The organism is Pseudactinotalea sp. HY158 (genome assembly GCF_009660225.1).
In the GTDB taxonomy this organism is placed as follows: domain Bacteria; phylum Actinomycetota; class Actinomycetes; order Actinomycetales; family Beutenbergiaceae; genus HY158.
Genome location: NZ_CP045920.1, coordinates 1,434,383 through 1,458,388, shown reverse-complemented (window position 1 = coordinate 1,458,388; position 24,006 = coordinate 1,434,383). Strand labels below are relative to the sequence as shown.

The 24,006-nt window shown below is 73.9% G+C and carries 22 protein-coding genes and 1 tRNA gene; 6 read left to right on the top strand and 17 right to left on the bottom strand.

The features are described 5' to 3' along the window. Positions 1-9: 9 nt before the first annotated feature. Together GCE65_RS06495 and GCE65_RS06490 are read right to left on the bottom strand one after the other, a co-directional pair. Positions 10-594, bottom strand: coding sequence for a GNAT family N-acetyltransferase (locus GCE65_RS06495; RefSeq protein WP_194164996.1), 585 nt, complete (start codon positions 592-594; stop codon positions 10-12). A gap of 176 nt (positions 595-770) precedes the next feature. Next, entirely contained in the window at positions 771-1,400 is a 630-nt protein-coding gene (locus GCE65_RS06490) for an ANTAR domain-containing response regulator (RefSeq protein WP_370460222.1), read from the bottom strand. A gap of 113 nt (positions 1,401-1,513) precedes the next feature. Between GCE65_RS06490 and GCE65_RS06485 the strand changes: the two genes are divergently transcribed. After that, positions 1,514-1,587 (top strand) — tRNA-Leu (locus GCE65_RS06485). A gap of 160 nt (positions 1,588-1,747) precedes the next feature. Here GCE65_RS06485 and GCE65_RS06480 read toward each other — a convergent pair. Beyond that, entirely contained in the window at positions 1,748-1,966 is a 219-nt protein-coding gene (locus GCE65_RS06480; RefSeq protein ID WP_152818860.1) for a hypothetical protein, read from the bottom strand. Positions 1,967-2,015: 49 nt separating this feature from the next. Continuing rightward, positions 2,016-3,266: an MFS transporter gene (locus GCE65_RS06475; RefSeq protein ID WP_153877811.1), complete on the bottom strand. Its 1,251-nt coding sequence runs from the start codon at positions 3,264-3,266 to the stop codon at positions 2,016-2,018. Positions 3,267-3,401: 135 nt separating this feature from the next. Here GCE65_RS06475 and GCE65_RS06470 point away from each other — a divergent pair, with 135 nt between their 5' ends. From GCE65_RS06470 to GCE65_RS06450, 5 genes are all read left to right on the top strand, one after another. Beyond that, complete coding sequence (locus tag GCE65_RS06470; protein ID WP_153877810.1) at positions 3,402-4,196, top strand: alpha/beta fold hydrolase; 795 nt, start codon at positions 3,402-3,404, stop codon at positions 4,194-4,196. 50 nt (positions 4,197-4,246) lie between these two features. Further along, entirely contained in the window at positions 4,247-5,482 is a 1,236-nt protein-coding gene (locus GCE65_RS06465; RefSeq protein WP_153877809.1) for a glycosyltransferase, read from the top strand. Between the two features lie 9 nt (positions 5,483-5,491). Then, positions 5,492-6,325, top strand: a complete 834-nt coding sequence (locus GCE65_RS06460) for an aldo/keto reductase (RefSeq protein ID WP_153877808.1) — start codon at positions 5,492-5,494, stop codon at positions 6,323-6,325. A 119-nt stretch (positions 6,326-6,444) separates the two neighbouring features. After that, on the top strand, positions 6,445-8,091 hold the full coding sequence (locus tag GCE65_RS06455; protein WP_153877807.1) for a SulP family inorganic anion transporter: 1,647 nt from the start codon (positions 6,445-6,447) through the stop codon (positions 8,089-8,091). Between the two features lie 10 nt (positions 8,092-8,101). After that, entirely contained in the window at positions 8,102-8,812 is a 711-nt protein-coding gene (locus GCE65_RS06450) for a peptidyl-tRNA hydrolase (RefSeq protein ID WP_153877806.1), read from the top strand. Positions 8,813-8,899: 87 nt separating this feature from the next. Here GCE65_RS06450 and GCE65_RS06445 read toward each other — a convergent pair whose 3' ends face one another. The 13 genes from GCE65_RS06445 to hisI all read right to left on the bottom strand — a co-directional run bounded on the left by GCE65_RS06445 (position 8,900) and on the right by hisI (position 23,898). Continuing rightward, positions 8,900-9,595, bottom strand: coding sequence for a hypothetical protein (locus GCE65_RS06445; protein ID WP_152818848.1), 696 nt, complete (start codon positions 9,593-9,595; stop codon positions 8,900-8,902). A gap of 144 nt (positions 9,596-9,739) precedes the next feature. Then, on the bottom strand, positions 9,740-11,158 hold the full coding sequence (pyk, locus tag GCE65_RS06440; RefSeq protein ID WP_152818846.1) for a pyruvate kinase: 1,419 nt from the start codon (positions 11,156-11,158) through the stop codon (positions 9,740-9,742). Between the two features lie 105 nt (positions 11,159-11,263). Next, on the bottom strand, positions 11,264-15,430 hold the full coding sequence (locus GCE65_RS06435) for a glutamate synthase central domain-containing protein (RefSeq protein WP_153877805.1): 4,167 nt from the start codon (positions 15,428-15,430) through the stop codon (positions 11,264-11,266). Between the two features lie 111 nt (positions 15,431-15,541). Next, on the bottom strand, positions 15,542-16,564 hold the full coding sequence (gene lgt, locus GCE65_RS06430; RefSeq protein ID WP_194928851.1) for a prolipoprotein diacylglyceryl transferase: 1,023 nt from the start codon (positions 16,562-16,564) through the stop codon (positions 15,542-15,544). 5 nt (positions 16,565-16,569) lie between these two features. Then, positions 16,570-17,370 carry a tryptophan synthase subunit alpha gene (gene trpA, locus GCE65_RS06425; RefSeq protein WP_153877803.1) on the bottom strand — a complete coding sequence of 267 codons (801 nt, stop codon included), beginning with the start codon at positions 17,368-17,370 and terminating at the stop codon, positions 16,570-16,572. After that, positions 17,367-18,596 (bottom strand): tryptophan synthase subunit beta, encoded by a 1,230-nt coding sequence (gene trpB / locus GCE65_RS06420; protein WP_153877802.1) that lies wholly within the window; start codon positions 18,594-18,596, stop codon positions 17,367-17,369. Before trpB ends, trpA begins: the two co-directional genes overlap by 4 nt. Before the next feature lie 13 nt (positions 18,597-18,609). Next, entirely contained in the window at positions 18,610-19,422 is an 813-nt protein-coding gene (gene trpC / locus GCE65_RS06415; RefSeq protein WP_153877801.1) for an indole-3-glycerol phosphate synthase TrpC, read from the bottom strand. Between the two features lie 368 nt (positions 19,423-19,790). After that, on the bottom strand, positions 19,791-20,201 hold the full coding sequence (locus tag GCE65_RS06410) for a DUF2752 domain-containing protein (protein ID WP_153877800.1): 411 nt from the start codon (positions 20,199-20,201) through the stop codon (positions 19,791-19,793). Next, complete coding sequence (locus GCE65_RS06405; protein WP_153877799.1) at positions 20,188-20,400, bottom strand: hypothetical protein; 213 nt, start codon at positions 20,398-20,400, stop codon at positions 20,188-20,190. Before GCE65_RS06405 ends, GCE65_RS06410 begins: the two co-directional genes overlap by 14 nt. A gap of 548 nt (positions 20,401-20,948) precedes the next feature. Next, on the bottom strand, positions 20,949-21,263 hold the full coding sequence (locus GCE65_RS06400; protein WP_153877798.1) for a hypothetical protein: 315 nt from the start codon (positions 21,261-21,263) through the stop codon (positions 20,949-20,951). 108 nt (positions 21,264-21,371) lie between these two features. Then, positions 21,372-22,019 (bottom strand): Trp biosynthesis-associated membrane protein, encoded by a 648-nt coding sequence (locus GCE65_RS06395; protein ID WP_153877797.1) that lies wholly within the window; start codon positions 22,017-22,019, stop codon positions 21,372-21,374. After that, the gene (locus tag GCE65_RS06390) at positions 22,016-23,548 is read right to left on the bottom strand and encodes an anthranilate synthase component I (protein ID WP_153877796.1); all 1,533 of its coding nucleotides are present in this window, start codon (positions 23,546-23,548) and stop codon (positions 22,016-22,018) included. Before GCE65_RS06390 ends, GCE65_RS06395 begins: the two co-directional genes overlap by 4 nt. Beyond that, complete coding sequence (gene hisI / locus GCE65_RS06385) at positions 23,545-23,898, bottom strand: phosphoribosyl-AMP cyclohydrolase (protein ID WP_153877795.1); 354 nt, start codon at positions 23,896-23,898, stop codon at positions 23,545-23,547. The genes GCE65_RS06390 and hisI overlap by 4 nt, the downstream gene beginning before the upstream one ends. Positions 23,899-24,006 lie beyond the last annotated feature (108 nt).

Genomic DNA, 24,006 nt, shown 5'->3' with positions numbered 1-24,006 from the left:
CGAGCCGGATCAGTGCTGGGCGGCGGTGAGCTCGCGGCTGCGGCGGCGGCGGGCGATGAGGTCGTCGAAGCCGCGCACCCGGCGCTCCCGGTGGCTCACGGGCACCTCGAGGCGCCGCAGGAGCGCGGTGGTGTCGACGATCCGGCGCGACCCGGCCGGTCCGAATCCGAGGCCGGCGAGGAAGCGCTGCTCGCTCCGGGCGCCGGTGAGCACGATCGTGACGATCCGCTCGGCCTCGACCTCGACGGCGAGGTGCGCGACCTCGGTCATGAGCATGCGGCCCACGCCCCGGCGGCGGAACTCCGGATGCACGAAGACCGCCTCGATCTGCAGGAACCGCAGGTCGGCGAAGACGCTCGTGTCCACGATCTGGCAGAACGTGATGCCCATGATCCGGTCGTCGGACTCGGCCACGACCAGGTGGGTGTCGGCGAGCTCGAACCAGGCGGCCAGCTGCTCGGCCACGCGATCGCCGTCGGGGCTGCACAGGTGCGGTCCGAGCGGGGAGTCGGCCCGGGCGAGGCGGAGGATCTCGAGCACGTCGTCGAAGTCGCCGGGTACAGCCCGGCGCGCGGAGAGGTTACCCCAGGCCACGGTCATCACTCCTGTTCATCCTCGTGCCGCGGGCGCGCGGCCACCGAACCGGTCCAGCGGCGCCGACCGCTCGGACCGGCGTGTCGGTACAGGCCGGGCGTCAACTGCTGCGCTAGGGTCCGCAGTCTGTCACACCGACCGGACGGATGGCGACCCCCGCCGGCAGCCGGATGGGGCTACTTCTTGCCGCCGACCTGATCGATGACGGCGTCGGCCACCTCACGCATGGTCAGGCGACGGTCCATCGAGGTCTTCTGGATCCACCGGAACGACTCCGGCTCGCTCAGGCCCATCTTCGACATGAGCAGGCCCTTGGCGCGGTCGACGCGCTTACGGGTCTCGAACCGGTCGGTCAGGTCGGCGACCTCGGCCTCGAGGGCGGAGATCTCACGGTGCCGGTGCATCGCGATCTCGATCGCCGGGAGCAGGTCCGCGGGCGTGAACGGCTTGACCACATAGGCCATGGCGCCGGCGTCCCGGGCGCGCTCGACCAGTTCCGTCTGGGAGAACGCCGTGAGCAGCACGACCGGGGCGATCCGGGCCTTGGTGATCCGCTCGGCGGCGCTGATTCCGTCGAGGATCGGCATCTTGACGTCCATGACCACGAGATCGGGTTCGAGCTCGGTGGCGAGCTTGACGGCGGCCTCGCCGTCACCGGCCTCGCCGACCACCTCGTATCCGGCCTCGTTCAGGGTCTCGACCACGTCGAGCCGGATGAGGGCCTCGTCCTCGGCCACGACGACGCGGCCGCGGTGCTGGGCGGGGGTGTCCCCCACGGAGCCGAGATCGATGTCGTCGAGATCGATCGTCGGCGCGTCGGGGTGCTGGTCACGGTTAGGCTTCTCATCGCTCACAAGAGGCAGCCTAGCCCCCGAACGGTCTGGGAGTGTGCCGAAGAACGGTATCCTGTGTCTCACTTGCCCCGATAGCCCAACCGGCAGAGGCGTTCGGCTCAAACCCGATCCAGTGTGGGTTCGAATCCCACTCGGGGCACCGCCGCGGCGAACGGTCTTCGACGGCGAGCCGGTCGATCGACCGGCCCCGCCGCCCGTTTCACGAGCCGGCCGCCGATCCGGGCATCGTGAACGTCGCGGAGCGGACCGAGGTCCCGGGAGCGGCACCCCCTGTCGAGTCCGGGCTGGAACGACCCGGCTCACGCATCGCAGCGGCAGACGAAGTTCCACTCGACGACCTGCTCCTCCGGCCGGGCCCATGCCTCCGCCTCGGCGCGGGAGGCGAAGGAACGAGGGGCGAGGCGCCCGTCGGCCATGACGACTCCGACCGTGATCTGCTCGCGCGGGTCGTCGGTCTCCTCGAGTGCGCGGCCGGCCGCCGCAGCGGTGGCCGTTCGGGTGGTCGTTGTGGAGCTCATACCTCTATTGTCCCTCCGGAGCCCGCCGTCCGAAAGACGGGGACGCCGGTCAGGCCGCCTCGCCCTCGGTGACCGGTGCGGGCACGAACTCGAGCGTGTCGCGCGCCCACAGCCACGGCGCGGCGCCGACGAGGCAGACGATCCCGGTCGCGAGGAACGCCGCCTCGAAGCCGGCCCGGTCGGCGACGACCCCGATGAGGATCGGTCCGAGGATCGCGCCGCCGTCCTGGGACATCTGGAACGCCGACAGCACCGTGCCGCCGCCGCGTTCGCGCCCGATCACGTCCGCCACGGCCGCCTGCAGACCGGGGCTCACGAACCCGGCGCCGATCCCGGAGAGCAGGGAGAGCGCGAAGAGGGCGCCGAGTCCGACCCCGTCCCCGAGTCCGTCGCGGCCCGTGAGCCCGAGCAGGCCCATCGCCACGGCCATGACGAGCATGCCCGCCACGATGAGCGGGCGGCGCCCGATCCGGTCCGCGAGCCGCCCCGAGACCTGCAGCGTGCCGGCCGTTCCGACGGCCCCGATCGCGAGCACCGCGCCCGCGACCCACGGCTCGTCGAGCACGGCGATCGCGAGCAGCGGCAGCACCGCCATGCGCACCCCGAAGTTCGTCCAGCCGTTGGCCGCGCCGGAGACGAGGGTCGCGCGGTAGGCGGGCAGCGCCCACGCCTCCCGCAGGGTCATCGCGGCGGCGCCGCCCGCCCCGGGGTCGTGCCGGACCAGCCGGCTCCCGCCGAGCCCGATCGCCACGACCGTCGCCGCCACGAGCAGCGCGATCCCGTACACGATGAACGGCACCCGCATCCCGTAGACGGCGAGGAGGCCGCCGAGCACCGGGCCGATCATCCCGCCGATGAGGAACGCCGAGCCGTAGGCCGAGGACACCCGGCCCCGGGCCGACGTCGGCGCGAGCCGCACGAGCAGCGCCATCGCCGAGATCGTGAACATCGTCGAGCCGATGCCCCCGAGCCCGCGGAACAGCAGCAGCTGCGGATACGACGTGGCGAAGGCGGTCGCGATCGAGGAGGCCGCCACGATGAGCAGGCCCACGAGGTAGACCGGCCGCTCCCCCAGCAGCCCCACGAGCCGGCCGCCCACGGGGGCGAACACGAGCCGGAAGAACGCGAACGCCGAGACGATCACGGAGGCGGCCGCGACCCCGACGTCGAAGGAGCGCGCATACGCCGGCAGCACGGGCGAGACGAGCCCGAACCCGATCGCGATGACGAACGCGGCCCCCACGAGCACCCAGATCTGACCCGGGATCGGCACCCGCGGGCCACGGACATGAACTGACACGCCCCCATTCTGCCCCGGAGTCGGCCGAGGCCGCCCGAGGCTGCCCGAAGCCGCCCCGAAGCCGCCCAGAGCCGCCCAGAGCCCAGCGCAGCCCGCCCTGGCAGGGCGCCCGCGGCGCGTGGGATCCTGGCGAACATGAGCACCCCGCCCCTCGCCCTGCGCCGGCACGGCCCCGCCGGCGGCCTCCCGCTCGTGCTGCTGCACGCCTTTCCGCTCGATTCGAGGATCTGGGACGACGCCCTCCCGCACCTGCGCAGCGTGCCGGTCGTCACGCTCGACGCACCCGGGTTCGGCGGCTCGGCCCCGCTCCCGGGCGAGCCCTCGCTCGAGGCGTACGCGGACGCCGTCCATTCGACGCTCACCGGCGCCGGGATCGGGCGCGCCGTCGTGGCCGGGCTCTCGATGGGCGGGTACACGGCCCTCGCCCTCGCGGAGCGCCATCCGGGACTCCTCGCCGGGATCGGGCTGCTCGACACGAAGGCCGAGGCCGATTCGGAGCAGGCACGCGCCGGCCGGCTCGCGGTGGCGGGGCGCGCGGAGGAGGTCGGGGCCGAGGCGGTGCTGGGGATGGTCGAGACCCTGCTCGCCCCCGCGACCCGGGCGCGGCGCCCGGAGATCACGGACCGGGTGCGCAGCCGGCTCGCCGAGGCTCCGGGTCCGGCGATCGCCTGGGCGCAGCGGGCGATGGCGGCCCGGCCGGGCCGGCTCGGGGTGCTCGAGCGCGTCGCCGGCCCGGGTCTCGTGCTCCGCGGCGAGTTCGACGCCGCGATCCCGCCCGCGGCGCTCACCTCGATGGCGGCGGCGCTCGGTCGGGGGCCGGGCCCGGGGGCGGAGCCGGTCACAGTGCCGGGCGCCGGGCACCTGAGCTGCCTCGAGGCGCCCGCCGAGGTGGCCGCCGCGCTCCTCCGGCTGCACGGTCGGGCCCGGTAGGGTCCCGGTGGTCCGGGTGGGCTCCGGCCGGCCCGGGTAGGGTCGATGGCATGAGCTGCCAGCCGGGCGCCGACGGTCCACCCCTGCGGATCGCCCTCGTCTCCATGCACACCTCCCCGATCGGGCGCCCGGGCGCGGGCGACGTCGGCGGCATGAACGTCGTCGTGCGTCAGGTCGCCGAGCGTCTCGGCGCGGCCGGCCACAGCGTGGACATCTACTGCCGGCGCGGGGACGGCGCGTCCCCGGCCCGGGTCTCCCACTCACCGGGCGTGGTCGTGCACCATCTGCCGGCCGGCCCGCCCACCCCGCTGAGCAAGGCCGAGCTCGAGGATCACGTCGAGGAGTTCACCGAGGCGCTCGCCCGCGAGGGACCGTGGGACATCCTCCACTCCCACCACTGGTTCTCCGGGATGAGCGCGCTGGCGATCGCCCGCGAGCGCGGCCTGGGCCACGTGCAGAGCTTCCACTCGATCGCCGCCGACCCGGCCGATCCGCTCGCGTTCGGGGAGCGCCCGGAGGGCCCGGGGCGCCTGCCCGGTGAGCGGCTGCTCGCGCGCGAGTCCGATGCTGTGATCGCGGTGAGCCACGCCGAGGCGAACACGGCCGTGGGCCGGCTCGGCAGCGCGCCCTCGCGGGTGGTCGTGGTGCCGCCGGGGGTGGACTCGGAACAATTCCATCCGATCGCTCCGACAGGTCCGACCGTCCCGGGCACCTCCGCCGGGCGGCCACGACTCGTGGTCGCCGCCCGGCTCGAACCGCTCAAGGGCGTCGACCTGGCGATCGAGGCCCTCGCCCGCCTCGACGAGCCGCGCCCGCTGCTCGTGGTCTCCGGCGCCCCGACCGGCGGCTTCGCCGACTACGCCGCCGATCTGCACGAGCTGGCCCGCGGCCTCCATGTCGCCGGCGACGTGGAGTTCGCCGGTCCGCTCGGACGGGCCGACCTGGCCGAGCGGATGCGGCACGCGCTCGCCGTGCTCGTGCCCTCCCACTCCGAGACGTACGGGCTCGTCGCCCTCGAGGGCGCGGCCTCGGGCCGGCCGGTCATCGCCTCCCGTGCCGGGGGCCTGAGCGACGCCGTGCTCGACGGGGTCACCGGCATCCTGCTGCCGGACCGGGACCCGGAGGTCTGGGCCGGCACGATCCGCTCCCTCCTCGAGGATCCCGGCCGCGCCGCCGAGTTGGGCCGGGCGGGCCGCGAGCACGCCCTGGCGCATCCCTGGCAGGCGACCGCCGCGGGGTGGGAACGCACCTATCGGCACGTGATCGCCACGGGTGGGCACGGCTAGGCTGACGTGATGACGACCGCCGCCACCCTCACCCTGGCCGACGGCACCGTCGTGCCGAGGCTCGGGCAGGGCACCTGGTATCTGGGCGACGACCCGGGCACACGCGACATCGAGATCGCGGCCCTGCGCGCGGGGATCGAGGCGGGCCTCACCCTCGTCGACACGGCCGAGATGTACGGCGGGGGCCGCAGCGAGAGCCTCGTCGGGGAGGCGATCGCGCCGGTGCGCGACGAGGTCTACCTCGTGGACAAGGTGCTGCCCTCGAACGCCTCGGCCCGGGGCACGATCGAGGCCTGCGAGCGCTCGCTGCGGGCTCTCGGGACGGACCGGATCGACCTCTACCTGCTCCACTGGCCCGGCCCCCATCCCGTGGCCGAGACCGTCGAGGCGTTCGAGCATCTGCGCGGGCGCGGGCTCATCGGCGCCTGGGGAGTGAGCAACCTCGACGCCCTCGACCTGGCCGACCTGCCCGCGCCGCCCCTCGTCAACCAGGTCCTGTACAACCCCTCGCGCCGGGGCGTCGAGTTCGACCTGCTGCCGGCGCACCGCCGCCGCGACCCGGCGATCACGACGATGGCCTACTCCCCCATCGAGCAGGGCCGGCTGCTGGGCGATCCGGTGCTGGCCGAGGTCGCCGAGGGTCATGGGGTCGACGTCGCGCAGGTGCTGCTCGCCTGGGCGATCCGGGACGGCGACGTGGTCGCCATCCCGAAGGCCTCCTCGCCCGAGCACGCGCGCGCCAACGCCCGCGCGGGAACGCTGCGGCTCACGCCGGCGGACCTGCGCCGCATCGACGCCGCCTTCCCGCCGCCCACCGGGCCGGCCCCGCTCGAGATGCTCTGAGTCGCTCCGAGGCACCGGCCCGCCGCTGCGTCGCCCGGGTATCGGTATGGTGACGAGCGGTGGGGCCGGCCGCCCGTGGCCACGCCGTGCCACCGGGAAGGGACCCACGTGAGTGCTCGATGAACCGTGCCTGGGAGTACGCCCGCACGCTGCTGCCGCAACGTTCCGACTACGCCGGCCTGGGCCGCAGTTGGCGCGGTGACCTGCTCGCCGGCCTGACGGTCGGGATCGTCGCCCTGCCGCTGGCGCTCGGCTTCGGGATCTCCTCCGGCGCCGGCGCGCAGGCCGGCCTCGTCACCGCGATCGTCGCCGGCTTCCTCGCGGCCGTCTTCGGCGGTTCGAACGTGCAGGTCTCCGGACCCACCGGCGCCATGGTCGTCGTGCTCGCCCCGATCGTGGCCACCCACGGGATCGAGGCCGTCGCGCTCGTCAGCCTCATGGGCGGGGTGATCGTGCTCGTGGCCGGGATGCTGCGGCTCGGGCGGACCGTCTCCTTCATCCCGTGGCCGGTGATCGAGGGCTTCACCCTCGGCATCGGCGTGATCATCTTCCTCCAGCAGATCCCCTCGGTCGCCGGTCGTACGCCCGAGCACACGAACGTCGTCGTCGCCGCCTACCGGGCGCTCGCCGCCGCCGAGCCGGTCTACCTGCTGTGGTCGCTCGGGGCCGTGGCGATCGTGGCCGCCTGCATGATCGGCCTGCCCCGAATACATTCGGGGATCCCCGGCTCGCTCGTCGGGATCGTCGTTGTCACCGTGATCGCGCTCGTGCTACCCACGCCGCTCGCGGTCATCGGCGAGCTGCCGAGCGCGATCACCGCCCCGCGCCTGCCGGCGATCGACGCGGCCACGGCGGCCTCCCTGCTCCTGCCGGCCGTCACGGTCGCGGCCCTCGCGGGCATCGAGTCGCTGCTGTCGGTGCGGGTGGCGGCCTCGATGGGCGACACCGGCCGCTACGACCCGGACCGCGAGCTCGTGGGGCAGGGGATCGCCTCGATCGGTGCCGGCCTGTTCGGCGGGATGCCCGCCACGGGCGCGATCGCGCGCACCGCCGTCAACCTGCGCGCCGGCGCCCGCACCCGGGTCGCCTCCTCCGCCCACGCGGTCGTGCTGCTGCTCATCGTGCTCGTGGCGGCGGCCCCCGTGGGCGCCGTGCCGCTCGCGGCACTGGCGGGCGTGCTCATGGTCACCGCCTCCCGGATGGTCAACCGGCGCGCGGCCCGATCGATCCTGTTCTCCACGCGGGCCGACGCGGCCGCCTACGTCGTCACCGCGGTCGTGACGATCTCGGTCGACCTCATCGTCGCGGTGATCATCGGGATCGTCGTGGCGGGCTTCTTCGCCCTGCGCTCCCTCTCCCGCTCGACCGGAGTGCGCCGCGAACAGATCCGCGGCGCCCGCGAGCCGGGCGACGACCGGATCGCGCTCGTGCGCATCCGCGGCCCGCTGTTCTTCGCCGCGGCCGACCGCGTGCTCGAGGCCGTCACCGGGATCGACGACGTCTCCGTGGTCGTGCTGCAGATGTCCCAGCTCGAACTGGTCGATGCGACCGGGGCGCACACGCTGAGCGAGATCGTGCAGCGGCTCGAGGCGCGCGGGGTCACCGTGCTCATCAAGGGGGTCCGGCCCGGCCACAGCTCCCTGTTCGAGACGATCGGCGTGCTCGGCTCGCTGCGGCACCACAGGCACCTCTTCCTCGAGCTCGACGACGCGCTCGCCCACGCCCGCTCCCACGTGCGGCGGGAGCGGGAGTCCGCCACGGAGTAGGGTGCGAGCCATGAGGGCCTACGATCCGGCGACCGATCTCGTCCAGCCGATCCTCGTGCCCCGCTCGGGAACGCACCTGGCCACGATCCGGGCCGTCGCCGCCGCGTCCCTCGCCGCCTATCTCGACGCGCCCGCCGGCGAATCGGTCGCCACGCAGGCCGGTCCGCCGGAGCCGTGGGCGACGTGGCTCGACGTCGCCCCCGCGAAGACCGTGCGCCGGGTCAAGGCGGGCGCCCACCTCGACCAGGTACGGCGGTGGGCGGTCGAGACCGGGGCGGACTGCGCCGTCCGCACGCTCCCGCAGGGCGACGTCATCGCCCTGGCGCCCATGCACTACGGGGAGTTCCCGCGGCGCGCGGCCGGGGCACAGGTGAGCGGCCTCGACTACCCCCGCGAGCCCGACGAGATCAGTGAGCCCAGTGAGCCCAGTGAGAATGGCCCGGTTCACATCGCCGTCATGACCGAGATCTCCACGGGCAAGGCCGCCGCGCAGGCCGCCCATGCGCTCTGGCACTGGGCGCTCGGTTCCCTGGCCACGCCCGCGGGCGCGGCGGAACTGCGGGAATGGGCGCAGGCGGGGATGCCGATGCGGATCACGCTCGTGCCCGGGGCCGAACTCTCGCTGTGGGCCGCCCGTCCGGGCGCCGCCGCGCCGGTCCACGACGCCGGCCGGACCGAGGTCGCGCCGCACACGCTCACCGCGGTGGCGGTGGCCCGGTAGCCGAGCGCCCGCGGGCCGAGCGCCCGCGGGCCGAGCGCCCGCGGGCCGAGCGCCCGCGGGCGGAGCGCCCGCGGGCGGAGCGCCCGCTCAGGAGACCGGCGCGTCCACCTCGACCGAGGCGATGAGCTCCGCGCAGCCGTCGGTGATGATCTCCTCGTAGGCGGGATCGGTCCACTGGCAGTAGATGTGCAGGAGCTGGGTGGTGGAGAAGAGCCAGTAGCCCTCGTAGCTGTACTTGGACACCTCGAGGCTCTGCCGCATCGCCGGGTAGCCGCCGACCTCGGTCAGCTCCGGGTCGTCGAGGGGCACGGCACCGATGACCTGGCGGTAGTGGGCGAGCCGGTCACTCACGGCCGAGAGCGGCACGGCCCCGCACTCCTCCCCGCCCTCGGTCCATTGGAGGCCGTCGTAGCTGACGACGTCGAGCACGTTGAGCGTGGGCACCGTGCCGACCGGCTTCGCGACCCACAGGTCGAGGATGTTCTCCTCCACCGGGTTGTCCTCGTAGTAGCCGCCCGTGACCTCGAAGCCCTCGGGCAGGTCCCAGGTCGCGCGCGTCAGATCGGTGTCGGCCAGGGTGAGTTGGTCCTCGCCGCCGGTGCCGCAGTCCTGCAGTTGCGGGGCGAGGGTGACCGGCGGGTCGCCCGCCGCCGAGCCGCCGCGGCCCGAGGGGGCCTCGTCGCCCGCCGCCCCGCCGTCGGGCAGCACCCCGCAGGCGGCGAGCAGGGCCGCCGCGGTCAGCGCCGCAGCGACGGTGGACAGCCGTCGGGATCGCACGTTCACACGCCCTCCTGCATCTGATGGAACCCTCGTCCCCGTGGATGGTAGCGAATGCACCTGATGGCCCTCCCCGAGCGCGAGACGGCGGCGCCCCCGGGGGAGCGCCGCCGCCTCATCACCGTGCCTCGGGCATCGAGGGCATCGACGTCAGTCGAACCGGTCGCCCATCTTGTGCACGCGGATCGAGTTCGTGCTGCCGGCGATCCCCGGGGGCGCACCGGCGACGACGACCACGCGGTCGCCCTCCCGGCTCGCCCCCTGCTCGCGCAGCGTCACGTCGACCTGGCGCACCATGTCGTCGGTGTGCGCGACCTGCGGAACGAGGAAGGTCTGCACTCCCCAGCTGAGCGCGAGCCGGGAGCGCACGTCGGCGACCGGGGTGAAGGCGAGCAGCGGGATGCGCGACCGCAGCCGCGACATCCGCCGGGCCGAGTCGCCCGACTGGGTGAAGCAGGCGAGGTAGGTGGCGTCGAGGGCCTCGCCGATGTCGTTCGCGGCCTTCGTGATCACGCCGCCGCGGGTGTGCGGATCCTGCGCCTTGCGCGTGATCCGGTCCATCCCGTTCTCCTCGGTGGTGGCGATGATCCGCGCCATGGTCTCCACGCACACGATCGGGTACTTGCCCACGCTCGTCTCGCCCGAGAGCATGACCGCGTCCGCGCCGTCGAGCACCGCGTTGGCGCAGTCGGAGGCCTCGGCGCGGGTGGGCCGCGGGGAGGAGATCATCGACTCGAGCACCTGGGTGGCCACGATGACCGGCTTGGCGTACTGCTGGCACAGCTCCACCGCGCGCTTCTGCACGATCGGCACCTGCTCGAGCGGGAGCTCGACGCCGAGGTCGCCGCGGGCGACCATGATGCCGTCGAAGGCGTCGACGATCTCCTCGAGGTTGTCCACGGCCTGCGGCTTCTCGATCTTGGCGACGACCGGCACGATCCGGCCCTTCTCGTCCATGATCGCCCGCACGTCGTCGTAGTCGGCCGCGCTGCGCACGAACGACAGCGCGATGAAGTCGGCGCCGAGGTCGAGCGCCCAGCGCAGGTCCTCGGCGTCCTTCTCGCTCAGGGCGGGCACGTTGACGGCCACGCCGGGCAGGTTGAGCCCCTTGTTGTTCGAGACGGGTCCGGGCACCTCGACGCGGGTGGTCACGCGGGTGGCGGTCACGTCGGTGACCCGGACGGTCACGCGGCCGTCGTCGATGAGGATGGCGTCCCCGACGGACACGTCCTGCGGGAGGCCCTTGAACGTCGTCGAGACGAGCTCCTTCGTGCCGGGCACGTCCTCGGTGGTGATCGTGAAGATGTCGCCCTCGGCGAGCTCGTGGTGGCCCTCGGCGAACCGGCCGAGCCGGATCTTCGGCCCCTGCAGGTCGACGAGCACCGCGACGGCCCGGCCCGAGGCCTCGGCGGCGGCGCGCACCCGGTGGTACACCCGCGCGTGGTCCTCCGCGTCACCGTGGCTGCGGTTGATCCGCGCCACGTCCATTCCGGCATCGACTAGTGCTTGCACCATCTCGTCCGATTCCGTCGCCGGACCGAGCGTGCACACGATTTTGGCTCTTCGCATGGGGGTCAGCCTATTCCCTTCTTCCTGCTTCTCGAGACGAGCGTCCACTGCGCAGACCCCCGCCGTCCGTATCCGTCGTCGCCCCGGTCGAGGCGGCGACGTGGTTCAGTGCCAGCGCCGGGCGATGATCCGCTCCCAGGCGTTGGTGACGTGGCTCACCCGCTCGGATCGGGGGCCGGCGCCGGTGTCGATCGCCCGCGGCTGCACGCGCGTGAACCGGGTCTCGATGTCGTCGGGGTTCGACAGCAGCGCCGTGGCGATCCGGGAATCGGTCACCTCGGCGTGCTCGGCCAGGAGCACGGTCAGGGCCCGGACGTCGAACTCGTCGACGCCGCCGGTGCGCAACTGTCCGCCCCGCGCCCGATGGAGCAGCTCCTCCTCCAGGTCGAGCACGTACGCCACTCCACCGCTCATCCCGGCACCGAGGTTCCAGCCGGTCGGGCCGAGGATGAGCACGGTCCCGCCGGACATGAACTCGCAGGCATGGTCGCCGGCGCCCTCGCAGATGAGGGTCGCCCCGTCGTTGCGCAGCCCGAACCGCTCCCCCACGGTGCCGCCGAGGAAGACCGATCCCGAACTGGCGCCGTAGGCCACCGCGTTGCCCGCGATGACGTTCGCCCCGGAGGCGAACACCGATGCCCGGTCGGGCCGCACGATGACCCGCCCCCCGGAGAGCCCCTTGGCCACGTAGTCGTTCGCGTCGCCGACGACGCTCAGCGTGACGCCGGCCGGCAGGAACGCGCCGAGGCTCTGCCCGGCCGTGCCCCGCAGGTCGACCGTGACCGTCCCGGCCGGCAGGCCGACCGGTCCGTATCGGCGGGTCACCTCGGCCCCCAGACGCGTTCCGATGCTCGCGTCGGCGCTGTCGATCCTCGCCTCGAGCCGGACGGCGCCGCCACCGGTCAGGGCGGTGCGGGCGCCGCGCGCCAACGCCTCCTCGAGGGCGGAGGGACGCTCGAACGGCTCAGGCGGCCCGTCGGGTGTGTCGGGGTGTGCCGCCGGGCTGCTCGGGCCCGCCGGCTGCCCGGGTGTCGGGGCGAGGAGGTCGCTCAGGTCGAGCCCGTGCCCGGCCCATTCGGACACGGCGCGGGAGGTGTCGAGGAACTCGCCGCGTCCGACGATCCCGGCGAGGCCGCGGGCGCCGAGGCGTCCGAGCAGCTCCCGGACCTCCGCGGCGACGGCTTCGGGGTCGGCCTCGGGGGCGAGCACGAACTCCTCGGCCCCCAGCAGCGCGGCGACGACGACGTCGTGGCCGTCGCGCAGGTCGGCGTCCGCCACGAGGCGGACGGTCCGGTCGCCGGCCCGGTCGAGTCGACGTCGGGTCGCGAGCAGCCCCAGTTCCCACGGCAGGCCGCGGCGATGGAGGTCGTCGAGCAGGTCGCCGCGGCCGCGGGCCGCTCCCGCGACGGCCTCGGCCTCGGCGGAGACGACGATCGCGTCGGCGTGGGAGTCCACGATCCCGGGCACGTAGGAGCCCATCGTCGGCTCGGTGAGCAGCTGCACCCAGATCCGGGCGGCGGGGGCGGCGCGGCGCAGGTCCCGCACGAGCTGAGCGAGATCGTCGGTGCCGGTCACGTCGTGGTGGGGCGGGGGCGCGAGCCGCAGGACCGACGCCGCCGCGACGGCCGCCGCCGTGAGGGCGTAGCGGCTCACCGTGACGTCGACCGGCCGGTGCGTCGAGGAGTGGACGTGCAGGCGCGCGCGGATCGCCTCGACGGGCTCGACGGACTCGACGGACTCGGCGGACTCGGCGGACTCGGCGGACTCGACACGGTCGAGGGCGCCGTCGGACCGCCCCCGGGGGCGCGGGGGCGCGTCGGCGCGCAGGTCGAGCAGGTCCTGCAGGGGCCGCGCCGGGGCGACCGGCGGGTCGACCGTGCCCGCCCGGCCGCGCGGCAGGTCGGCGACGATGCGTTCGAGGCCGACGCCGCCGACCATGCTCGCGGTGCCGGGGAAGAATTCGGCCACGAGGTCGTGGTCGAGGCCGAGGGTGTGGCACAGCCTCGATCCCCGATAGGCGCCGAGGGCGGAGATGCCGTGCGCGCCCATGACCTGCAGGAGTCCGCGCCCGAGCCCGCCGAGGAGGTTCTGCACCGCGACCTCGGGATGAATGCCGGCCAGCGCGCCGGTGCGGACCCGGTGGACGACGGTGGAGATGGCCACGTACGGGTTGACGCACGCCGCGCCGTAGTCGATGAGCCGGGCGAGCTGGTGCACGTCGCGCACGTCCCCGGCCTCGACCACGAGACTCACCCGGGCGCGATCCCCCGTGCGACCCAGGTGGGAGTGCACGGCCGAGGTGACGAGCAGCGACGGGATCGGCGACCGGGCGGACCCGGGGGCCACCCGGTCCGAGAGCAGGAGGAAGTCGACCCCGTCGGCCACGGCCGCATCGACCTCCGCGAGGATCTGCGCCAGCCGCGCGCGCAGGGCGCTCGCCCCCCGTGCCGGATCGACCGTGGCCGAGATCCGCCGGGTGGTGAAGCCGCCGTCGCGCCCGTCCATGGCCGCGAGCATCGCGAGCTCGTCGTTGGCGATCGCCGGCCCGCGGACCACGACCTTGCGGGCGTGCTCGGGACCGTCGGCGAGGAGGTTGGCCTCGGGGCCGATCGCGGCCGCGAGCGAACTGACGACCTCCTCCCGCACGGCGTCGATGGGGGCCTGGGTCACCTGGGGGCGGGGCTCGCAGAAGTAGTCGAAGAGGAGCCGGGGCCGCGTGCCCGCGGCCGCGGCGACGGCCGGTCCGATCGGCGCGATGCCGGTCATGGCCGTGGGCACGAGGAGGGCCTGGATCTCCTCCCCCCGGTACCCGAAGAGGTGATGCCAGCGGGCCAGCTCCCGCGAATCGGGCTCGGCCGCCGTGCGCGCTCCCGGCTCCGGCTCGAGCGGGCGCAGGTTGGCCTCGAGCCATTCCGAGTACGGGTACCGCTCGGCGAGCGGGGACTTGATCGCCCGATCCTCGAGGATCTGCCCGATGCCCGTGTCGACGAGGAAGATGGTGCCCGGGGCCAGCCGGCCCTTCCGGGCGATCCGGGAGGGATCGATGTCGAGCACGCCGACCTCGGAGGCGAGCACCACGAGGCCGTCCTCGGTGAGCACGTACCGGCCCGCGCGCAGGCCGTGGCGGTCGCCCGTCGCCCCCACGAACCGGCCGTCGGTGAAGCACACCGCCGCCGGGCCGTCCCACGACTCCAGCATCGTGGCGTAGTACTGGTAGAAGGCACGGTGATGCGGATCCATGCCGGCATGGTGCTCCCAGGCCTCGGGGAGCATCATGAGAACGGCGTGCGGCAGGGACCGCCCCGAGACGTGGAGCAGTTCGAGCAGTTCGTCGAAGCTCGCGGCGGGCGACTCCTGGGGCGAGCAGATCGGCCCGAGGTCCGCCACGTCGCCGAGGCCCTCGGCCGCGAACGCGTGCGCCCGCGCCGCCACCCAGCTGCGGTTCGCGTTGATCGACGTGATCGTGCCGTCGTGGGCGGCGACCCGGAAGGGGTGGGCGTGGGCCCAGTCGAGGCTCTCGGACTGCGCGGCGCGGGAGTGGACGACCGCGATCTCGGAGGCGAACCGCGGATCCGACAGGTCCGGATAGAACCGCTCGAGGTCGCCGGCCCCCACGAGCGCCTTGTACAGGATCGTGCGGGCGGAGAAGCTGGCGAAATAGGCGTCGGTGGCGTGTTCACTGCGCTTGCGCAGCCGGTAGACCTGCCGCTGGAGCGCCTCGGGGTCGCCGTGCTCGGGTTGCGAGGCGGGCTGCGCGAGCCGCACGAACAGCTGCCAGACCGAGGGCATCGTGGCGGCGACCGGCCCGGCGGCCACGTCGGGCCGGGTCGGCACCGGACGCCAGGTGAGCACGCTCAGCCCCTCCTCGCCGGCGAGGAGGTCGATCGAGGCGCGCACCCGCCCGGCCCGCTCCTCGTCGGCCGACAGGAAGCACATGCCCACGGCATAGTGCCCCGCGCGCGGCAGGTCCGCGACGGTCACGTCGCGCATGAGGGCGTCGGGGATCTGGGTGAGCACGCCCGCCCCGCCGCCGGGGCCGCCGCGGCGGTGGTCGAGGTTGCGCAGGGCCGTGAGGCCGTGATCGATGATGTCCCGCCCGGGCATGCCCCGCAGGGTCGCGATGAACGCCACCCCGCCCGCGGCCGACCCCGCCTCCGCGCCGGCTCCGTCCGGGGCCTCGCGAGGGGACGGCTGCGGGTCGTTCAGCTGGTCGGCGAGGTCGCTCAGGTCGGGCAGTGCGCGCGCTGCCGCCAGTTCACGACCACTGATCATCCGACCGTCCTCACGTCCTCTGGAGAGGTTCACTTCTTCCGGTAGGGACGACGTCGGCCCGTGACACGCATCACGATAGCGCCTATGGCTGCGCCGGCGCTGCGTGCCCGGTCACAATCCGGACTCATTCCGGTCGCGCGCCCGTTCCGGCGGCGCCGCAGGCTCCTCGGCTCCGGTCGCCTCGTCCTCGGCTCCGGTCACGGGCTCGCCCGGGTCCGGTGCCTCCTCGCCCGGGTCCGGCGCCTCCTCGCCCACCGTGTCCGGCTCCCGCCCGGGCAGGTACGGGCCGAGCTCGCGGCCGCGATGACGACGACCGATGACGACGACCATGGTGACGGCGAACGCGAACACGAGGATCGCCGTCCACACGTTGAGCCGCAGCCCGAGCACGTGCTCGGCCTGGTCGATGCGGAGCGTCTCGATCCAGCCGCGTCCGAGGGTGTAGAGCGCGACGTAGGACCAGAAGACACGCCCGTGGCCGAGCCGGAAGCGGCGGTCGAGCCACACGAGCACGCCCGCCGCGGCGAGGTTCCACAGCAGTTCGTAGAGGAAGGTCGGGTGGAACAGCGTGCCGGGCGGGAAGTCGAGGCCCTGCGCGGCGAGCGTGCCGTCGGAGATCTGCAGCCCCCACGGCAGGGTGGTCGGGCTGCCGAAGAGCTCCTGGTTGAAATAGTTGCCGAGCCGGCCGACGGCCTGCGCCACGAGGATGCCGGGTGCCAGGGCGTCGGCGAAGGTGTCCAGCCGCAGGCCCCGATGGCGCAGGAAGAGCCACGCGGCCAGCCCCCCGGCGGGGATGGCGCCCCAGATCCCCAGGCCGCCCTCCCAGATGTACAGGGCGCGCACGAGGTCGCCGTCCGGGCCGAAGTAGGCGTCCGGGGAGGAGAACACGTGGTAGAGCCGGGCGCCGATGATCCCGGCCGGGACGGCCCAGAACATCGCGTCCACGACGGTGTTCTCGGGGCCGCCGCGGGCACGGTAGCGGCGGATCGCGATCCAGGCGCCGAGGGCGATCCCCGCGAGGATCGCGATGGCGTAGGCGCGGATCGGCACGGGCCCGAGGTGCCAGACCCCCTGCGTGGGGCTGGGGATGCCCGCCATCGGGACCAGCTGAGTCACGTGAGCCCCCTGCGCCATGGAGATCATCGGCTCGCCCCCACGCCGGCGGCGAGCTCTCCGACGATCGTCGAGACCGCCTCGAGGGCCGTCTGCGGGTCGGGGCTCGAGGAGAGCGCCTTGACCACCGCCGAACCGACGATCACCCCGTCGGCGTAGCGGGCGACCTCCGCGGCCTGGGCCCCGGTCGAGACGCCGAGTCCAACGCACACCCGCTCGGCACCGGCGTCCCGCAACCGGGTCACGAGCGAGTGGGCGGCCACGCCGACGCTGGCCCGGGTGCCGGTCACGCCCATGGTCGAGGCTGCGTACACGAATCCCCGGCCGGCGGCGGCGGTCATCGCGAGCCGGGCGTCGGTGGAGGAGGGGGCGACGACGAAGACCTTGTCGAGGTCGTGCCCGTCGGCGGCGGCCACCCAGTCGCCGGCCTCGTCGGGGATGAGGTCGGCGGTGATGAGGCCCGCTCCCCCGGCCGCGGCCAGGTCGGCGGCGAACCGGTCGACGCCGTAGCGGAACACGGGGTTGTAGTAGGTCATGACGAGGGTCGGCGCCCCGGTGGCCGCGACCTCGGAGACGGCGGCGAGCACGTCCCGGGTGCGCGTGCCCTGGGCCAGTGCCCGGCCCGCGGCGGCCTCGATCACCGGGCCGTCCATGCCCGGGTCCGAATACGGCAGCCCGAGCTCGATGACGTCGGCGCCCGCGGCGACGGCCCGCTTGGCCGCCTCGACGGAGAGCTCGAGGGTCGGGTAGCCGACGGGCAGGTAGATGATGAGCGCGGCCCGGCCCTCGGCCCGGGCGGCGTCGATCGCGGCGGCGGTCAGGCTCATGCGCCCTGCCCTTCGTTCTCGAGTCCGAACCAGTGCGCGGCCGTGGCCACGTCCTTGTCACCGCGTCCGGAGAGGCTGACGAGCAGGTGTGTGTGCTCCGGGTCGGCGCCGGCGGCCGCGAGCTCGGCGCCGAGGTCGATCGTGGCGGCGAGCGCGTGCGAGGACTCGATCGCGGGCATGATCCCCTCGGTGCGGGTGAGCAGCGCGAAGGCGTCCATCGCGGCGGAATCGGTGATCGCGCGGTATTCGGCCCGGCCGATGCTCGCGAGGTAGGAGTGTTCGGGCCCGACGCCCGGGTAGTCGAGGCCGGCGGAGATCGAGTGGGACTCGATGGTCTGACCGTCCTCGTCCTGCAGCAGGTAGCTCTTGGCGCCGTGGAGCACCCCGGGCGCTCCCTTGGTGATCGTGGCGGCGTGGCGGCCGGTCTCGACCCCGTCGCCCGCGGCCTCGGCGCCGAGGAGACGCACGCCGTCGTCGTCGAGGAAGGCGTTGAAGATGCCCATGGCGTTCGACCCGCCGCCGACGCAGGCGAGCACCGCGTCCGGGAGCCGTCCGGTGCGTTCGAGCAGCTGCTCCCGGGCCTCCTCGCCGATGATCTTCTGCAGGTCGCGGACCATCTCGGGGAACGGGTGCGGCCCGGCGACCGTGCCGAAGACGTAGTTCGTGGTCTCGACGTTCGTGACCCAGTCGCGGAAGGCCTCGTTGATCGCGTCCTTGAGCGTGCGCGAGCCCGAGGAGACGGCGACGACCTCGGCGCCGAGGAGGCGCATCCGCGCCACGTTGAGGGCCTGCCGCTCAACGTCGACCGCGCCCATGTAGATCGTGCAGTCGAGCCCGAACAGGGCGGCCGCGGTCGCGGTGGCGACACCGTGCTGGCCGGCGCCCGTCTCGGCGATCACGCGGCGCTTGCCCACCCGGCGGGTGAGGAGCGCCTGGCCGAGCACGTTGTTGATCTTGTGGGACCCGGTGTGGTTGAGGTCCTCCCGCTTGAGGAAGACCCGCACCCCGCCGGCGTGCTGGGCGAACCGGGGCACCTCGGTGATCGGAGACGGCCGGCCGACGTAGTCTCGCAGGAGGGCGGACAGCTCCTCCCGGAAGGCCGGGTCGGCCTTCATGGCGCGCCAACCGGCGGTCAGGTCGTCGAGGGCCGCGATGAGCGCCTCGGGCACGAACCGGCCCCCGAACTCACCGAAGTAGGGCCCGGCCAGGTGTTGCAGATCGCTCATCCTTCTCCTTGGATCACGGGCGCGCCGAGCGCAACGCCGGGTGGGCTCCGGCCGCGACCATGTCGGCCACGGCCGTCCGGGGTTCGCCCTGGGTCACGAGGGCCTCGCCGACGAGCACGGCATCCGCCCCCCACCGGGCGTACTCGAGCACGTCGTGGGGTCCGCGGACACCCGATTCGGCCACCTTGACGATCCCGGCGGGGATCTGCGGGGCGACGTCGGCGAACACGTCGCGGTGCACCTCGAGGGTGCGCAGATCGCGGGCGTTGACCCCGATGATGCGGGCGCCCGCGTCCACGGCGCGGCCGGCCTCCTCGGCCGTGTGTGCCTCCACGAGTGCGGTCATGCCGAGGGAGTGCACCCGGTCCACGAGGCCCGCGAGGGCGGGCTGGTCGAGGGCCGCGACGATGAGGAGCACGAGGTCGGCGCCGTGGGCGCGCGCCTCCCACACCTGATAGGGCGTGACGATGAAGTCCTTGCGCAGCAGGGGCACGCTCACCCGGGCCCGCACGGCGTCGAAGTCGGCGAGCGATCCGCCGAAGCGGCGCGACTCGGTGAGCACCGAGATCGCCGCGGCGCCCCCGGCCTCGTAGTCCTCGGCCAGCCCGGCGGGATCGGCGATGTCGGCCAGCGCCCCCTTGGACGGGCTCGACCGCTTGACCTCGGCGATGACGGTCACGACGTCCTCGCGCTTGAGAGCGGAGACGGCGTCGATCGCGGAGTCGCGCCCGTGCGCGAGTTCCTTGAGTTCGCCGAGGCTGAGCTTCGCCTCGCGCTCGGCCACGTCGATCCGGGTATCCGCCACGATCTGATCCAGAACAGTCACTCCGGTGCCCTCCTCGTTCCGCCCGTCCACTGACTCGGCTGCCACCCATCGTAGTTGGACGCGGGACCTGCTCGATCCAGCACCCGGATCCGGCCACGTGCCGGCCGGCGTGCCCACCGAAGCGCCCGCCGACGTGCCGGCCGAAGCGCGTCGCCCCATCGGCACCGCCCCGGTGATCGACCAGGGCCGAATCGTTGAAATCCGGGCAGGATTCAACCGCTTCGCCCTGCTCGCCGAGGACAATGCGGCCGTCACCCTGCTCACCGAGGACAGTGCGGCCGTCACCCTGCTCACCGAGGACAGTGCGGCCGTCACCCTGCTCACCGAGGACAGTGCGCCTGTGGCATCGCGCGGCCGACTGACGCCCGTCAGAGCAGGTGGGGTGCCAGCACCGGCGCGAGGGCGGGGAGGTTGCGGAGGAGCGCGAAGAGGACGGCCACGGCACCGGCCGTGATCACGAGCCAGGTCGGCAGTTGCCGGGCCCGACGACCGGTCCAGGCCCGGATCGTCCAGGCGACGAGGGCGAGCGCCGCCACCGGCACCGCGAGGGTGACCAGGGGATTCATCGCCCACGCGCCCGCCAGGTCGCCGGCGGTCAGGTCGTGGACCGCCCGCAGCCCGCCGCACGTGGGGCAGAACCAGCCGGTCAGGGCGAGCACCGGGCAGAGCCCGTATCCGCCGCCGTGCGGGTCACGCACCGCCACGACTGCGGTGGCCGCGGCGGCCACTGCCAGCAGCAGGCTCGGGGTGCGCCGGTCCCGGCGCTCAGGCCGCGCCATCGCCCTGCGCCAGCCCGAGCAGCGCGAGTCCGGCGGCCGCCAGCCCGAGGACCAGGGCGATGATCCCGATGACGAGCCCTCCGGTCGCCACGCCGGAATTGCTCGCGGTGCCCCGGGCTGCGGCACCGCGCCCCTGCGCCCCGAGCACGATCGCGGCGATCGCCAGCACCGAGCTGACGATCGGGATGCAGCACAGCACGAGGGCGACGATCGAGCAGACGAGGGCGCCCGTTCCCTTGCCGTTGTCGGTCGTGACCGCCGGAGCGAGACCGAACGGGCCCGCCTGCCACGGTCCGGCCTGAGCGTACTGAGGGTGTGGTGGGTGCTGAGCGTACTGAGGGTGCTGCGGGTACCGCCCCGGGGGCGGCCCGGCTTGCCACGGCCCGTGCTCAGGGTCTGGCGGGTGCTGAACGTGCTGCGGGTACTGGGTTGGCTGCGGGTACTGGGTTGGCTGCGGGTACTGGGGCGGCGGCGGGAACGGCCCCGGGGGCGGCGCGGGATGCTCCCACGATGGGTGCGGCGGCGACTGCCCCGACGGGGGCGACGGCTGCTCCGGCGGCCCGGACGGCGGCGGGTGCCCACCGGAGTGCATTCCGGCATAGGGGTCGGAGCCGCGGTCGGGCTCCGAGGGCGGATAGGCGGTCATGAATCCACTTCTGGGCAGATCACCGGCAGCTGACCGGCGGGTCATTCACGGGCTCACTGGCGGGTTGTCCGCAGGGCTCGCCGGCGGATAGTGCGGGTGGCTCAGCGCACGTCGGGGACCGGGCCGGTGAGCGGATCCGTGAGCGAGGGCACGGGCCGACTGGTCTTCGGCTGACCGTGCCCGAGCCCGCGGAGCACGAGGCTCACGATGAGGCCCACGGCGATGACCACGGCGCCGCCGATGATGACACCCCAGTGATCGGAGACGGCACCGATCGCGATCACGATCGCCCCGGCGGCCACGATCCAGAACAGCGCCCAACCGGCGACGGTGCGGCCGTGATTGGCGTACGGCGCCACGGGCGGTGGGTCCATGAGGGGCTGCACCGGTTCGCGGCGGGTCACATCCTGAGTCATCGGTCCTTCGTCCTTCGGCAGGTCAATCGGGTGCTTGGGCGTGTTGCGTGAAGCTGCTGGGCCGCAGGCCCAAGGGCGGTGTCGCTGCCTTCCCGCCACGCGCTCATCCTACCGGTCGGGATCGGCCGACGGGTCTTCGCCACGGCCGATCGCGTCCCAATCGTCCATCGCCCGCACGCGGCGGGCGGCGCTGCCGTCGTCGGCGGGTCCGGCCTGCCCCGACGGCCCAGCCTGCCCCGCAGTGTCCGCGGTGTCCGCAGAGTCCGCCGGTCCGCGCTGGTATCGCCGCCCCACGGCCGCCCACCGCCCGAACTGCCACGGCAGCACGAGCACGACGAGCGCCACGACCGCGGCCGCCACGACGGTCACGACCGGCCACGCGGTGACCGAGACCGCGCCCACGAGATCGCGCACCCGGGTCGCCTCGCCGGCGGCGGAGACGAGCGGCGGCTCGGGATCGCCCAGGAACGCGATGCCGGACCAGCCGGCGAGGAGCGCGGCGAGCCCGGCCCCGGCGAGCGCCGCGATCCGCGTGGCCCGGCCCGAGAGCCCGATCACGAGCGCCGCCACGATGATCACGAGCCCGGCGCTCGGCACGGCGGGTGCCGCGTCGGTGCCGGCGAGCACGATCGGCACCGGCCCGTCGGTGCCGCGGCCCTCGCCGCGGGCCCACGTGGGCAGCGAGGTGCCCACGAGCACGATCCCGAGCAGCCCGACGAGCAGGACGGCCCGGCCGCGGGTGAGCGAGGCTTTCATACCGGCCGGATCCGGGCGGCGGTGGCGATCGCGTGGACCACGGCGGCGGCCTTGTTGCGGGTCTCCACGTACTCCGTGTGCGGATCCGAATCGGCCACGAGCCCGGCGCCGGCCTGCACGGTGGCCACGCCGCCGGCGATCACGGCGGTGCGGATCGCGATGGCCATGTCCATCTCGCCCGCGAAGTCGAAATATCCGACCGTGCCGCCGTAGAGCCCCCGCCGGGCGGGCTCGTGGGAGTCGATGAGCTCGATGGCCCGCGGCTTGGGCGCGCCCGAGAGCGTGCCGGCCGGGAAGGCGGCCGTGAACGCGTCGAGCGCGGTCGCATCGGCGCGCAGCCGCCCGCTCACGGTCGAGGTGATGTGCATGATGTGGGAGAACCGGTGGATCGCCATGAACTCCTCGACGGTCACGCTGCCCGGGCGGCACACCTTGCCGAGGTCGTTGCGGGCGAGATCGACGAGCATGAGGTGCTCGGAGCGTTCCTTCGGGTCGGCGAGCAACTCGACTCCGAGCTCCTGATCCTCGGCCGGGGTGGCCCCGCGCGGGCGGGACCCGGCGATCGGGAAGCTCGTGACCCGGCCGGAATCCACCTTGACGAGGGTCTCCGGGGAGGAGCCGACGACGTGGAACTCCCGACCGCCGGGTTCGGCGAGGTGGACGAGGTACATGTACGGGCTCGGGTTGATCGTGCGCAGCGCCCGGTACACGTCGAGCGGGTCGGCCTCGCAGTCGAGGTCGAGCCGCTGACTGAACACGACCTGGAACACCTCGCCCTCGGTGATCGCGCGCTTCGCGGACCGCACGCTCTCCTCGAACTCGGCCTGCGTGCTGCGGTAGCGCACCTGTGGTTCGTGCGCGGCGGGATCGAGGACGGCGACGCTCGCCTCGGCGGGGCGTCCCACCCGGGCGGCGAGCGAGTCCAGGCGACGGACCGCGTCGTCGTAGGCCTCCTCGACGCCGCCGGAGGTGTCGTTGGTGTTGATCGCGTTCGCGATGAGCCAGATCGAGCCGTCGTGGTGGTCGACCGCGACCATGTCGGCCACGAGCAGGAGCGCCAGGTCCGGCAGGCCCTGCTCGTCCGGGGCCTCCCGCGGCAGGGTCGGCTCCCACTCCCGGGTGAGATCCCAGCCCATCGCGCCCACGAGGCCGCCCGTGAGCGGCGGCAGCCCCTCGAAGCGTTCGGTGTGCAGGGCCGCGAGCGTGCCGCGCAGCACGTCGAGGATCGGGCCCGACTGCGGCACGGAGACGGGCGGCTCCCCGGTCCAGGCGGCCTGCCCGTCCCGGGCGGTCAGGGTCGCCCGCGTGCTCACGCCGACGAACGACCACCGGTTCCACGCACCGTCGGTCTCGGCCGATTCGAGGATGAACGTGCCGGGGCGACCGGCGGCCAGGCGCCGGTACAGACCGACCGGGGTGACGTCGTCCGCAAGCAGGCGGCGCACGACGGGGATGACGCGACGATCGCCGGCGAAGGTGACGAACTCCTCCCGGCTCGGCCAGGTGCGGCCCCATTCGAGCGTGCTCATTCGCCGACCACCGCCCCGAGGTCGCCGCCGGCCTCGAAGCAGGTGCGCGCGCCGGTGTGGCAGGCTGCGCCGACCTGGATCACGCGCACGAGCACGGCGTCGCCGTCGCAGTCGAGGGCGGCCGAGCGCACCCACTGCACGTGCCCGGACGTGTCGCCCTTGCGCCAGTACTCGCCGCGGGAGCGCGACCAGAACGTCACGCGCCCCTCGGTCAGGGTGCGGTGGAGGGCCTCGTCGTCCATCCAGCCGACCATGAGCACCGCATCGGTCTCATCGTCCTGGATCACGGCACACACGAGGCCCGCGGCGTCGCGGCGCAGGCGCTGGGAGATTTCGGGATCGAGCGGCACCCGAGCATCCTCCCACGATCAGGGTCGGGTGAGCTGCGCCGAGCCGGTCATGACCGTCGAGACTGAGATCGGAACGGTTCGAGTCCGGGTGAGGCGGGTCCTTCCTGG